The sequence below is a fragment of the Aeromonas sp. FDAARGOS 1415 genome (genome assembly GCF_019048365.1).
In the GTDB taxonomy this organism is placed as follows: domain Bacteria; phylum Pseudomonadota; class Gammaproteobacteria; order Enterobacterales; family Aeromonadaceae; genus Aeromonas; species Aeromonas taiwanensis.
This window is the reverse complement of sequence record NZ_CP077363.1, coordinates 2,045,758-2,060,098: the sequence shown is the minus strand read 5'-3', so window position 1 is coordinate 2,060,098 and position 14,341 is coordinate 2,045,758. Positions and strand designations below refer to the sequence as shown.

Genomic DNA, 14,341 nt, shown 5'->3' with positions numbered 1-14,341 from the left:
CATATTTTGAATATATCTTAAGGGGCATGGCATGATGAAATTTATTGCAATGTTGTTAGTTTTTGTCGCAGGAGGCGGTAGTGTCTACCTGCTCACAAATTTTAAAGATGTAAATACATTAAAGGAAAAACAACCTCTTTATTGGGTAAACCCGATGGATCCAGCTGATAAGAGACCTTCTCCAGCCAAGGACACAATGGGAATGGATTTCATTCCTGTTTATGAAGAGAAAGCTCAAGGTCAAGGGTCAGCTGGCACAGTTACAATATCACCGGAAATACAGCAGAATCTTGGTGTTCGTCTCGATCAAGTCAAACGAGCTCCTACTTATCAGGAAATTGATACTGTTGGATATGTTGGATATGATGAAGACCGTCTTGAAGCTATCAACTCACGTATGGCTGGCTGGGTACGAACCCTTGCAATTAAAAGTGAGGGGCAAAGGGTTACCAAAGGTAGTTTTATTTACGCATTATATGCCCCTGATTTAGTAAATGCGCAGCATGAATACTTGTTGGCCATGAATAGCAGTAACCCTTTGTTGATTCGAGCCGCAGAAGGGAAACTCAAGGCGCTACAAATTCCAAGTGATCAAATATCTATTTTAAAGCGAACTAGGAAAGTGCGTGAAACAATTAATTTCTATGCACCTAGTGATGGATATATTTCTGAGCTAAAAATTCGAGAGGGACAGTACGTAGAACCAGCTGAGGCGCTATTTAATATCAGCACATTACAACAAGTTTGGGTCAGTGCAGAAATTTTTGAGCGCCAAGCTACCGTATTGAAATTGGGAGATCCAGTTACCATGACTCTTGATTATGCGCCAAGCAGAACTTGGGTCGGTAAAGTTGATTATTTATATCCCACCCTAGACGCATCAACTAGAACGCTTAAGGTCAGGCTACGCTTTGATAATCCAGACGAGTTCCTTAAGCCGAATATGTTTGCTCAGATCAACATAAAAGCCGGTGGAACCGAGTCTAATCTTGTGGTGCCTAGTGAGGCTATTATTAGAACAGGAACGCAGAATCGAGTAGTGCTGTCATTAGGTGATGGGCGCTTCAAATCTGTTGAAGTCACTCTCGGTTCTCAGTTTAGGGAACATATCGTTGTTACATCTGGAGTTGAAGAAGGTGATGAGATAGTAAGGTCTGCTCAGTTTTTATTAGACTCTGAGTCAAGTATCAGTTCCGACTTCCAGCGCATGACTGCATTTCGTCCTGCTCAAGTCTGGGTCAATGCTGACATCGTTGATATTGGTCAGAATAGGCAGATCACAATTGCACACCAACAAGTACCAGAATGGCAATGGCCAGCAATGCGTATGAGCTTTGAACTTGATAAGAGTATTGCTCCTTCAAGTTTAAAGATGGGTCACTCCGTGAGTGTTTTGCTAAGGCAGGATGGGGAACGATACATTATAACTGGTATCAAGGAGCCGATTGCTAAAACAAATATTAAAAATTCAGATTCAAATAGTAGTAACGGGAAAGGTAAGGCTCCATCTGCTCCACAATTGGACCATTCCAAGCATGATATGGCCGAAATGGATGAGATAGGAGGTCAGAAATGATCACATCAATAATTCGATGGTCTATTGGCAATCGATTCCTTGTTCTTTTGTTAAGTGTGTTGCTCACTGCATGGGGAATATGGTCAGTCAAGCAAACTCCTGTTGATGCGCTGCCTGATTTGTCGGATGTTCAAGTTATTATCAAAACAAGTTATCCTGGGCAAGCACCACAAGTAGTTGAAGACCAAGTAACTTACCCATTAACCACCGCCATGCTTGCTGTTCCTGGTGCAACTACCGTCCGTGGTTATTCTTTCTTTGGTGATTCTTTCGTTTATGTTCTATTCGATGACAATACGGATTTGTATTGGGCGCGGGCGCGAGTTTTAGAATACTTGAGCCAAGTTGCTCCTAATTTACCATCTTCTGCGAGGCCCCAGCTTGGGCCTGATGCAACTGGTGTTGGTTGGGTCTATCAGTATGCACTGATCGATAGAACAGGTAAGCATGACTTAAGTGAATTAACCTCACTGCAAAACTGGTTTTTAAAGTATGAATTACAGACTGTAGAGGGGGTTTCTGAAGTCGCTACGGTTGGAGGAATGGTTCGTCAGTATCAGGTTCGTGTAGACCCCAATAAGCTGCGTGCATATGGTGTACCTTTGTCTTTAATTCAGACAGCAATAGAACAAGGTAACCAGGAAACAGGTGCTTCAGTTATCGAGATGGCCGAAGCTGAGTATATGGTTCGCTCCAATGGGTATTTGAAAAATGTCTCTGATCTAAAAAACATTCCATTAGGAACAAATGTACGTGGTGCTCCACTATTGCTAGGTGATGTAGCGGATGTGGTAACTGGCCCTCAAGTACGTCGAGGCATCGCAGAGCTCAATGGTGAAGGTGAAGTCGTTGGGGGCATTATCGTCATGCGTTATGGCGAAAATGCACAACACACTATTGATGGAGTTAAGACTCGTCTTGATGAATTAAAAAGTAGTCTACCAGATGGGGTTGAGATAATAACTGTATATGACCGCTCAGATCTAATCCAAAGAGCAATCGACAACCTTTCAGGGAAGTTACTGGAAGAGTTTATTGTTGTTGTATTAGTTTGTTTAGCATTTTTATTCCACCTACGGTCATCGTTAGTAGTGATTATCACCCTACCAATCGCAATTCTAGTTGCATTTATAATAATGAATATACAGGGTGTCAACGCCAACATAATGTCTTTGGGAGGGATAGCCATCGCAATTGGAGCAATGGTTGATGGTGCAATTGTAATGATTGAAAATGTCCATAAGCATATGGAACAGACACCCCTAACTAATGAAAACAGATGGAAGGTAATTGGAGAGGCCAGTGCAGAAGTCGGCCCTGCTATATTTTTCTCTCTATTAATTATTACCATGAGCTTTTTACCAGTATTTGCTCTTGAAGCACAAGAAGGGCGGATGTTTGCTCCGCTCGCATATACTAAGACTTATGCTATGGCCGCAGCTGCTGCACTTGCAATAACGTTAGTCCCTGTTGTAATGGGGTACTTTATTCGTGGTAAGGTACTTGCTGAACAAGCGAACCCAATTAATAGATGGCTAAGTCAGGGTTATATACCTTTGCTGAAATGCGTCTTAGCATGGCCGAAGGTGACTCTTACTTTAGCATTTATCATGACCGTTGTTGGTTTCTTGCCTTTAAAATATTTAGGGTCTGAGTTTATTCCTCCACTTGATGAGGGGGATCTGATGTATATGCCGACAACGGCAACAAATATCTCGGTAGGGAAAACGCGAGAGATATTACAACAAACAGATAAGCTGATTAGAACTGTCCCTGAGGTAAAGAATGTATTCGGTAAGGCTGGCCGTGCGGATAGTGCAACAGATCCAGCTGATCTTGTTATGATGGAAACCACTATTCAGCTGAAGCCTCAATCAGAGTGGCGTCCTGGGATGACACCAGAGAAATTACGGGAAGAGCTAGACTCATTAATTCAATTTCCTGGTTTGACAAATGCGTGGGTCCCCCCAATCAAGACTCGAACAGATATGCTCGCAACAGGAATTAAAACACCTGTTGGGATCAAGATTGCTGGTCCAGATCTTAAAGTGATACAAAAAATAGGACAGCAACTTGAGAAAATTGTTGGCAGTGTAGAGGGGGCATTATCCGTGTATGCTGAGCGTGTCGCCGGTGGTCGTTATGTCAAAGTTGATATCGATAGACTGAAGGCTGCCCGATATGGACTCAATATTGCGGATGTTCAAGCAGTACTAGCAACGGCTGTGGGCGGCATGGATGTTGGACAGACGATAGAGGGGCGAGAGCGATATCCAATCAATATACGCTATCCACAAAGCTATCGCGACTCAGTCGCTAGTCTAGAGTTGCTTCCTTTGATCACTCCCAAAGGTGAACGAATTGCTCTAGCTGATGTTGCTCGAATTTATATTAGCGATGAAGCCCCAATGTTGCGAAGTGAAAATGCTAGGTTAAATGGTTGGGTATATGTTGATATTAGTAATAGAGATATTGGATCATTTGTCGCGGATGCAAAAAAAATGGTCGGAGAACAATTAGTTCTTCCTGCTGGGTACTCTATTACTTGGTCTGGTCAATACGAATATATGGAACGAGCTAAAGCTCGCCTTACCTATGTAGTCCCATTAACCGTTGCCATCATAGTTCTATTGCTTTACTTGGCGTTTCGGCGTGTTCAAGAAGTGCTTCTTATTCTTACGACCTTGCCTCTTGCTGTAGTTGGTGGCATTTGGTACGTGTGGCTAGCTGGATTTAATATGTCAGTGGCCGTTGGAGTTGGATTCATAGCACTTGCAGGTGTCGCTGTAGAAACAGGTGTATTGATGTTGATCTATCTCAACCATGCTTGGGATGATCTCGTTAAGAACGATAAACTTGATAATGCAGGATTACATGGTGCCGTTATCCATGGAGCTGCAATGCGACTACGTCCTAAAATGATGACAGTGGTAACGATAATTGCTGGCCTATTACCTATCATGTGGAGTCATGGGACTGGCTCTGAGGTTATGCAACGAATAGCCGCGCCAATGATTGGTGGGATGGTAAGCGCACTCGTTTTAACTCTCTTAGTTCTACCTGCGGCATTTTACTTATGGCGTAGACGTACTCTGAAGAGCATCACTAATACTACAGGTGTTGATATGCCTGAATAACGGTTGGTGCACAGGCGGATGCATTATATGAATATGCATCCGCTACTTTCGTTTTCTTTATTTACAATCTGTTGGTATCTATCATGATGAACAAAATGTTTTTACCTATACTCGCTCTTCTTAGTAGTTACACGCATGCGGAGGGCTTGCTAGATATTTATAACTTGGCGAAGCAAAAGGATCCGCAACTTCTTGAGTCAAAGGCAATGCGTGACCAATCATTCGAAAAAATCAATGAAGAGCAAGCATCATTTCTACCAAAGATAAATCTTGGTCTTAGTGCTAACTATGTTGACGATAATCTGGATATGCAAACTGGGAGCGCAACGAATAGTGCAATCAATCTAGAGCAATCTCTCTACAACAGTGCTAATTGGATTAATCTTGATTTAGCTGCGAAGAATGCGACACTATCAGATGTTTCTTATGTTCTTGAGCATCAAAACTTAGTGCTTCGTACAATACAGACATATTTTAATGTTCTCCAGGCTGAAGATTTGCTGATTTATTCTCAGGCAACGAAAAAGGCAATTCAGAGGCAGCTTGCTCAAACCCAGCAGCGTTTTGAGGTCGGTTTGGCCGCGATTACTGATGTACATGAGGCAGAGGCCGCCTTCGATCAGTCTTTTGCCGATGAGATCTATGCAGAGAACACGCTTGAAAATAGCTATGAGGCTCTACGTGAGTTAACTGGTCTTGAGCATAGAAAGCTTAATAAGCTTGATACAGAGCGTTTCAGTCCTCAAAAAACTTTATGGAAAATTGATAAGTGGACTGATGCAGCAATTGAAAAAAATTTGGCATTACATCAGGCTCGGATTAAAAAAGAACTTGCGAAGATGCAGATCGATTTATCTAAGTCAGGACATAAGCCATTAGTTGATCTTACTATGGGGTTATCTTCAACTTATAATAACTACAAAGATAATACAGTTAATACGGACGGTTATTCCAATCAAGGCGACATTGGTATTAAATTTTCATTGCCACTATATACAGGTGGTGCAACAGCATCACAAGTCAAACAATCTTCTTTTGACTATGTTGCTGCCAGTGAGCAGCTGGAGAAAAGTTATCGCTCGGTCATGAGTGCAGTTAAGTCTTCATATAACAATGTTAATGCAAGCATAGGAGCCGTTCGAGCATACCAACAAGCTGTAGTTTCTGCTGAAAGTGCTTTAAAAGCGACCGAGGCAGGATATGAGGTTGGCACTAGGACTATCATTGATGTATTGGATGCTAATAGAAAATTGTATGATGCAAAGACAAAGTTAGCTATTTCTAGATATAGTTACATAGTCAACGTTGCCACATTGAAATTAAATTCAGGGTCTTTAGGTAAAAAAGAAATAATTGATATTGATAATGGTTTAGTTAATTTAAGGTAGTTGTGTGTAATCTATTTTTCAATAGGCATCAGTTTTGCACTGATGCCTTTTATTTAACCTGGAAATTCATTTCTCTTATTTATTTTTTTCGGAAGGTTTTTAGCACTTGTTACTATTAGTGTATAGCTATAAACTCATGCAGAAAATATAGCGACCTATAGGGCTGTAGTTTTTAATGTGGATTTAAGTGTACAGATCTAGTTATCACCTGACACCGGCCTCAAACCGGTGTCTTGTTTACGCTACTTTAGTGCGCACTTCCTTCGGTATCAATTTCAGACCCTTCTTGAACATGCTGTAAGGCGTCTGTCCCTCCATCATCCTGCCCTGATGTGGCCGCTGGGTGTTGTAGTGTTCCAGGTAGCTATCCAGGTCTGTCTGCATCTGCTCTACCGACTCATACCAGGTCGTCCTCCCCTTGATACGGAAGTGTTCATCCAGCAGTGTGCGATGCAGCCGTTCGATAAAGCCGTTGCTCTGCGGCCTGCGTACCTTGGTTGTCCGGTGCTCAATCCCCTCCAGTTGCAGGAACAGCTCGTAGGGATGGTGGTCAGCTCGTCCACAGAACTCGCGCCCGTTATCCGACAGGATGGTATAGACCCGTGCCTCGTGGGCCTCGAAAAACGGCAGTACCGTTTCATTGAGCACATGAACCGAGGTCACCGGCAGCTTGCTGGTGTAGAGCCGTCCCCAGGCGTGGCGGCTATAGCAGTCCAGCACGGTTTGCAGATACACCTTGCCAACCCCCTTGAGCGCGCCGACGAAGAAGGTGTCGACCGCCACCGGTTCTCCGGTGTAGTGAACCTCAATCTGGCGTTCGCGAAACTCGGGGCTGAAGCGTTCGAGCAGGCGAATCTGCTCGTCATTGAGCTCAATGGTCTGCTCCCGGTGAGTTTTCTCAAGGCGCAGCAAGCGGTCGTGTTTGGAGAGCAAGTCGTGCCGTTGCCACACGCCACGCACACCGCCCGCACTGACATTGATGCCTTGCAGAGCCAGTTCTTGCGCGACCCGCAGTGGGCCATGAGTTGGTCTGGTGAGGGAGTAATCGAGGATGGCCTGTTCAATCTCGGGAGCGACCCGATTGGGATGAGCCCCTTTACAGCCGGGCAATTTGTCGAGCAATCCCTCGGCGCCATAGGTCTGGTAATTACGGCGAATTTCGTAGAACTGCTGACGGCTGTAGCCGATGAGCTTGCAGGCTTTGCTGACATTATTGAGCTCTTTGGCGAGCTCTAGCAGGCTGAGTTTGCGACGTGCTACTTTCTCGTTGGTGGTCATACGGTGACTCCAGATAACACGGTAGGGGTACCGTTTTGTTATCCGGTTTGAAGCCGTATGACCACTCCCTTTTGTGGGCAACTGTCAGGTGAATACCGTCTCCATACAATTTAAGTTTTATAAAGACCATTGTTTAAATAATCCGCACTATACGTGCGAATTGCTCCATTTGTTCTTTCATCCGCTTTATTTCACAAATCGATGCTTCTTGAGTGGAACGAACTGAGAAGTCGGTAATCTGATCACCACCATCCCCTTCCAGCCAGCATCATGGGCAAGTTACTTCATTCCATCACTGAAATTGGCTTCAATATAGCAGGTCTCTGATTAATCGTGTCTCACTCATCTTCTGTATTGATGCCGATGCCATAAGCAACTGGTTCCACCATGGCTGTGATGGGTTATAGGGCCGCAGTCAGCTATACACCGACCAGACTACCTGTACCTTTCGATGTTCAAGGGGATTTGCAGCCTTACCCTGCGAACCACTCAGAGACTATGCGACTCCCTGTTTTATCTGATGAATGTGCTGCCGTGTGCCCGCACAATGAAGTTTATCGATCAGCAGCCCACAAAAGGGGTATCACCGACTTGGTTATCGACTCGACCGGCCTGAAGGTGTTTGGAAAGGGTGAGTGGAAGGTAAGAAAACACGGTGCCGAGAAAGGTTGCGTCTGGCGTAAGTTGTATCTCGCGGTTGACCTAGCGACTCACGAGGTCGTGGCAGCGGAAGTGTCGTTGGAAAATATTCATGGTGCTGAGGCGCTGCCAACACTGCTCAATACACTACGGCGCATTATGCTGATGCTGTCTATGAGAGCAAAGCCAGCCATCAGCTGATAGCGCACAAAGGAGTGACGGCCTGTATCCTGCCTTGCAACAGGGGCCATGGAAAAAGGGGCACCAAGAAATGAGGTCGCGCTGGTGATGCGCAAGGAAGGACGCGCACACTGGAAGAAAATGCCTGGGTATCACCGTTGTTCACTAGCATAAACGGAAATGTATCGGTTCAAACAGTTGCTGTCAGGCACAACCTGCCTGCGTATCGACAACGGCCAGGTAGGGCGATGGAGTATGTGCGCGAGATAAACAAACTGAGCATCTTTAGACTTCCTGTCAGGAAGTACCGAGTGTAGCAGTCACTTGGGGCTGAGGAAGTCGTAGCTTGATAGCTGATTTAGGGAAAGTGCGAACAAGTATCCCACGAACAAAAAATGAAAATTTTAGTCATTTAATATCAATGGGTTACCAGTAAATGCTCTCGTGCCATATGACTTATTCGCACCTTCCCTAATTGCCATCACTGTGAATAATTATAGGGAAATTTAGTTTTATCTGGGTAAAGAGATAATTACTTGGCAAATATATCTATGGCAGCAAGTCGCGAATGTCACACCCCATTACCCTGGCAAGACGATAAGCCTTTTCCAGGGTGACATTGACCTCACCACGCTCAATCCGTCCTACGTAGCTTCTATCAATTTCGGCCGCATGTGCGAGTGCATCTTGAGATACGTCTAATTGAAGCCGCCTTTCACGTACAGCATCACCAAATTTTTTTGCTAGGTCTTGCATGTCTCGCCTCTCTCTGGCGAGCACTATCTCTGGTTGTCTGGCTAACGACCACGGATTATAATCCGCATCTCAATATTTATTCCCATTATTCATCGTCATTTGAGGCTGAGGGTTGCTTATGGATTCCCAGACTGTGTGGTTACCAACCGCACTCTACACCGCACTAATTCGATTGCAGCTGGACGATTTCACTGCGACTGGGTGCGTAAGTGCTGTTTTTGGTGCCAAGGCTGAACCGAAAGTACATAGGAGGCGTTATAGCATTATTTATTTGAATCTCATCAAGCTAGTCCGTTTGGGGCTCCTAAAGAGAAAGCACGTTGATGATGGGAAGCGCTTTTCTCATTTCATCAAGACTCCCAAGTTCGATGAAGTGCATTTCAAGGAGGAATTTATTGGGCCAGAGGCTCTGGTGACGGAACTGAAACAGGAAAAAGATTTGAAATCGAATGGTTCTTTGTTGGATGAGTTGGATGAGAGAGCCCGAAACTATCGTCTTCAGTTAGAGAGGCAAGATGCTATGCGCGATGAGCTTGGTGTTTTGCTCATAGACTTTCCTTTTCTGGAACCAGCAATAGACAAAGCTATCAGTGATGCAGTTGAGGAAAGTTGGGAGTTGCAGGGCAGGCTGGCGGCCGTTGAGAGGATCTTGAAGGTGTTTGGGATGCGGCCTTCTTCATGAAGGCTAGCAAACGAAAGGTTGCGTCTTGCTAACAATACAGCGGCATGTGGGGCTTTGATAGCGACATACAGCTTGGAAAGTGGTGGCCCCAGTCCGACTTGAACGGACGACCAATCGATTCAGTTAACCCGATACTTTCGTAAAGGCCTGGACTATATCATCATCCTCGCAGAGCGATAGGATGTCGGACGCTAGTGATGTATTACACAGCAAGGTCGTGCTGAACCATCTAGTCTCTGAACCTTCTCTTCACGCTTGAAGAGCTTGGCTGCTGATTGGCATGAGATATCGCTATCTTTTAGCTTTCCAGCAATTCATCCGATTTTTCCGTATGTCATTACTGACACAGGTCACAATTTCTTATGAGTCGACTGCTCTAACCACTGAGCTATGGGGCCGTTTCATCTATGCACCATTTTACTAGCACATATTTTTAAAGCAACTGAACTCAACTGCCTTAAAAATCATAGCTTTACTTGACTCTTACTACTTCTTTAAGCATGCACTGAAATCATGGTTTACATAAGAACCGACGACCAATCGATTATGAGTCGACTGCTCTAACCAACTGAGCTAAGGGGCCATGATGCTGGTTTGCGGCGTGGATTATAGGGGATGCGAGATAACCCGTCCATAGTCATATCAACCACTTGGCGAGATTTTGTCCATCTCGACAGGGACTCGGTCATCCCATACGGCGGATAAAACAAAGCCCCGCATGGCGGGGCTTTTTGGCTGCGGCTCCAGGCCGGAGCAGATGGTCGAGGGTTACTCGTCCAGGAAGCTGCGCAGCACTTCCGAGCGGCTCGGGTGGCGCAGTTTGCGCAGGGCCTTGGCTTCGATCTGACGGATACGTTCACGAGTGACGTCGAACTGCTTGCCCACTTCCTCGAGGGTGTGGTCGGTGTTCATGTCGATACCGAAACGCATGCGCAGCACCTTGGCTTCGCGGGCGGTCAGGCCGGCCAGTACTTCGCGGGTCGCGTTGCGCAGGCTCTCGCTGGTGGCCGCATCGGCCGGCAGGGCCAGGGTGGTATCTTCGATGAAATCGCCCAAGTGGGAGTCTTCATCATCGCCGATGGGCGTCTCCATGGAGATGGGCTCTTTGGCGATCTTCAATACCTTGCGGATCTTGTCTTCCGGCATGCCCATGCGCATGGCCAGCTCTTCCGGGTTCGGTTCGCGACCCATCTCCTGCAGCATCTGACGGGAGATACGGTTGAGCTTGTTGATGGTCTCGATCATGTGCACCGGGATACGGATGGTACGGGCCTGATCCGCGATGGAGCGGGTGATGGCCTGACGGATCCACCAGGTGGCGTAGGTCGAGAACTTGTAGCCACGACGGTATTCAAACTTGTCGACCGCCTTCATCAAACCGATGTTGCCTTCCTGGATCAGATCCAGGAACTGCAGACCGCGGTTGGTGTACTTCTTGGCGATGGAGATCACCAGACGCAGGTTGGCCTCGACCATCTCTTTCTTCGCACGGCGGGCCTTGGCCTCACCGATGCTCATGCGACGGTTGATATCCTTGATCTGGGCAATCGACAGGCCGGTCTCTTCTTCGATCTGCTGCAGCTTGCCGATGGAACGCAGGATCTCTTCGTCCATCTCGAGCAGGCGGGAAGACCAGGCCTTGCCGGCCTGCTTCTGGTATTCGAACCAGGCAGTCTCGCACTCGTTGTTGGTGAAGGCCGCGACGAAGGTCTTCTTAGGCATCTTGGCCTGCTCCACGCAGAGCTTCATGATGATGCGTTCCTGCACGCGGACACGCTCCATCATCTCCCGCATGTTGTTGACCAGGCGATCGAACTGCTTGGGCATCAGGCGGAATTGACGGAAGACATCGGCCAGCTGGGCGATGGCGTTCTGGGTGTCGTCGTGGGCACGACCATTCTGCTGAATGGAGAGACGAGTCACTTCATACTGGGCGCGCAGTTCACCGAACTTCTCGCGCGCGACTTCCGGATCCGGACCGCCGTCGCCGTCGTCGTCGGAATTGTCGCCGTCTTCGTCTTCGTCTTCGTCTTCGTCTTCATCCTCATCGGCGAGGTCATCTTCGCTGAGCTCGGAGCCGATGTGGGTGGCGGTCGGCGCCACGTCATCCACTTCGTTCGGGTCGATAAAGCCGGAGATGATGTCTGAGAGGCGCAGTTGCTCGGCTTCATACTTGTCGTACTGCTCGAGCAGATAGGTGATGGCTTCCGGGTACTCGGCCACGGAGCTTTGTACCTGGTTGATCCCGTCTTCGATCCGCTTGGCGATATCGATCTCGCCTTCACGGGTCAACAGTTCGACGGTACCCATTTCTCGCATGTACATGCGGACGGGATCGGTCGTGCGACCAATCTCGGATTCAACAGATGCCAGTGCCTGGGCCGCTGCTTCGGCAGCGTCCTCATCGGCGGTACCACCTTCAGCCATGATAAGGTCATCGGCATCCGGAGCGTTTTCAACCACTTGAATGCCCATATCGTTGATCATCTGGATGATGTCTTCGATCTGGTCTGAATCGACAATGTCTTGCGGGAGGTGATCGTTCACCTCGGCATAAGTCAGGTAGCCCTGTTCTTTACCTTTGGCAACGAGGAGTTTAAGCTGAGACTGCGGGGTTTGCTCCATAGAACTCATCCGGTTGGTGTTGCTAGGTTGCGCGTACAGTGCGCTGCTGCGCAAATAGCCAATTCTAATAGAAAACCGCCAGACATGCTATGTCTGGTTGCGGCGTCGGTCATGAGAAACCCCTGCCCGCAGTGTTGTCGGGGCCAGGTGGTTATAAAGTGTTTGCTTTCAATCCCGTCGATTCGGGCAACGCTATTCATATTGGGACTACTCACTCAAATATCAAGCCCCACTCTCGTTTCTTTTCTCAATCTGCACCTCTCTGATCAGCATCATCAGCTCCTGTGTCTCCTCAGAGCTTAGCCCTTCTTGCACCACCTTGGCCTGTAATTCCTCGATGCGTTGCTTCAGGAACAGGTTGATGAAACCGACGAAGGTATCCTGCAATTCTCCCAGAATATCGGGCTCCTGGTCGAGCTTTACCTCTTCAAACAGATCATGCATCGCCAGCTGGGCCAGGATTTCTCCTTCCTTGGTGCCACGCCAATGCTCCAGCAGGATGCCCGTCGTCACCCCGGGCTGAGTCAGGATCTGCTGGTGCAGCTGCAGCAGGAACCGGATGCCCTGGAGACGCAGATCGGCCAGCTCAGGCATGGCCGGCAATTCGGCGGTGATCGCCGGATATTGCACCATCAGGGCCAACGCCCGGCGCAGCGGGGTCAGTTTGGCCGCCTTGGGCTTGCTCACCTCGGCCTTGGGCTGGCTGCTTCTGGCAAACAACTCGGCGATCCGCTGCTTGTTCTCCCCCCAGCGCATCATGCTGGAGAGGCGGGTGATCAACCCCTCGCGGGTGAAGCCCTCCGGTACGCGGCGTATCAGTTCCGCAGCCTTGTTGGCCACTTCGAACTTGCCCGCTTCACCCGAGAGGGCGGCATCGCGCCCGAGGCGTTCGAACATGAAGTCGGCAAAAGGCTGGGCCTTGTCCAGCAGGGCTTCGAACCCCTCCTTGCCAATCTGGCGTACCAGGGAATCGGGATCCTCCCCATCCGGCAAAAAGACGAACTTGAGTTCACGACCATCCTGCAGATGGGGCAGCGCATTATCCAGAGCCCGCCAGGCCGCCTCACGGCCGGCGTTGTCACCGTCGTAACAGCAGACCACCTCTGCCGTAGTGCGAAACAGGGTATGGATATGATCGCTGGTGGTCGCAGTTCCCAGAGCCGCCACCGCATAGTCGATGTCGTACTGGCCGAGCGCCACTACATCCATGTAGCCTTCCACTACCAGGATCCGGCGAGGATCCTTGTGTGCCTGTTTGACCTCATAGAGACCGAACAACTCCCTCCCCTTGTGGAAGATGGGGGTTTCAGGGGAGTTCAGGTACTTGGGGGTGCCATCACCCAGAACACGCCCGCCGAAGCCGATGACCCGGCCGCGCTTGTCCCGGATCGGGAACATGATGCGATCGCGAAAACGATCATAGCTGCCGGGGCCGCTGTCGCGGGGGATCAACATGCCGCCTGAGATAAGCAGTTGCTCGTGATCCCGGCTGGCACCAAACCGCCGCCTCACCTGGTCCCAGTCGCCCGGGGCATACCCGATGTTGAAGCGCTTGACCACCTCGCCAGTCAGGCCCCGGCCTTTCAGATACTCCACCGCCTGCGGCGCGTTCTTGAGATTGCTCTCGTAGAAGCGGGCGATCTGGTTCATCAGCTCGAACAGATCCTTGCTGACGGCTGGCTGGCTATTGCCGGACCCGCCAGAGGTTTGCTCGCGCGGCACCTGCATGCCATGCAGGCTCGCCAGCTCCTCGATGGCATCGGGAAATTCGAGCCCGTCGTACTCCATGACAAAGCCGATGGCATTGCCGTGGGCACCACAACCGAAACAGTGGTAGAACTGCTTCTCCTGGCTGACGGTAAAGGAGGGGCTTTTTTCGTTATGAAAAGGGCAGCAAGCCTGGTAGTTCTTACCGGCTTTCTTCAACCGCACACGGGAGTCGATTAGTTCGACTATGTCGGTGCGTACGAGCAGATCATCGATAAAGGATTGCGGGATCCTGCCTGCCATAACCGTCCTGTTTCATTGCATAGAAAATAAAAAAGCCGCGCATTCCCAGGGAAGCACGGCTTCTTTGACC

The 14,341-nt window shown here is 48.6% G+C and carries 8 protein-coding genes and 1 pseudogene; 5 read left to right on the top strand and 4 right to left on the bottom strand.

Going from position 1 to position 14,341, the window contains the following annotated elements:
* Positions 1-31: 31 nt before the first annotated feature.
* The 3 genes from I6L45_RS09850 to tolC all read left to right on the top strand — a co-directional run bounded on the left by I6L45_RS09850 (position 32) and on the right by tolC (position 6,101).
* A complete protein-coding gene (locus tag I6L45_RS09850; protein ID WP_017778712.1) occupies positions 32-1,576 on the top strand; it encodes an efflux RND transporter periplasmic adaptor subunit in 1,545 nt (514 codons plus the stop codon).
* Positions 1,573-4,713, top strand: a complete 3,141-nt coding sequence (locus I6L45_RS09845) for an efflux RND transporter permease subunit (RefSeq protein WP_216984098.1) — start codon at positions 1,573-1,575, stop codon at positions 4,711-4,713. Before I6L45_RS09850 ends, I6L45_RS09845 begins: the two co-directional genes overlap by 4 nt.
* Before the next feature lie 86 nt (positions 4,714-4,799).
* Entirely contained in the window at positions 4,800-6,101 is a 1,302-nt protein-coding gene (gene tolC, locus I6L45_RS09840; protein WP_167576933.1) for an outer membrane channel protein TolC, read from the top strand.
* A gap of 237 nt (positions 6,102-6,338) precedes the next feature.
* On the opposite strand, the gene I6L45_RS09835 is transcribed toward tolC, so the two are convergent.
* The gene (locus tag I6L45_RS09835) at positions 6,339-7,379 is read right to left on the bottom strand and encodes an IS481-like element ISAs19 family transposase (RefSeq protein WP_216984097.1); all 1,041 of its coding nucleotides are present in this window, start codon (positions 7,377-7,379) and stop codon (positions 6,339-6,341) included.
* 270 nt (positions 7,380-7,649) lie between these two features.
* Between I6L45_RS09835 and I6L45_RS09830 the strand changes: the two are divergent.
* Positions 7,650-8,515: pseudogene (locus I6L45_RS09830) on the top strand (IS5 family transposase).
* A gap of 232 nt (positions 8,516-8,747) precedes the next feature.
* Here the strand turns inward: I6L45_RS09830 and I6L45_RS09825 are convergent.
* Positions 8,748-8,954: a helix-turn-helix domain-containing protein gene (locus tag I6L45_RS09825; protein WP_102988421.1), complete on the bottom strand. Its 207-nt coding sequence runs from the start codon at positions 8,952-8,954 to the stop codon at positions 8,748-8,750.
* A gap of 118 nt (positions 8,955-9,072) precedes the next feature.
* Between I6L45_RS09825 and I6L45_RS09820 the strand changes: the two genes are divergently transcribed.
* Complete coding sequence (locus I6L45_RS09820; protein WP_115545063.1) at positions 9,073-9,636, top strand: hypothetical protein; 564 nt, start codon at positions 9,073-9,075, stop codon at positions 9,634-9,636.
* Between the two features lie 768 nt (positions 9,637-10,404).
* Here I6L45_RS09820 and rpoD read toward each other — a convergent pair.
* Positions 10,405-12,261 (bottom strand): RNA polymerase sigma factor RpoD, encoded by a 1,857-nt coding sequence (rpoD, locus tag I6L45_RS09815; RefSeq protein ID WP_245155436.1) that lies wholly within the window; start codon positions 12,259-12,261, stop codon positions 10,405-10,407.
* A gap of 222 nt (positions 12,262-12,483) precedes the next feature.
* Positions 12,484-14,271 carry a DNA primase gene (gene dnaG, locus I6L45_RS09810; protein WP_216984096.1) on the bottom strand — a complete coding sequence of 596 codons (1,788 nt, stop codon included), beginning with the start codon at positions 14,269-14,271 and terminating at the stop codon, positions 12,484-12,486.
* Positions 14,272-14,341: the final 70 nt, after the last annotated feature.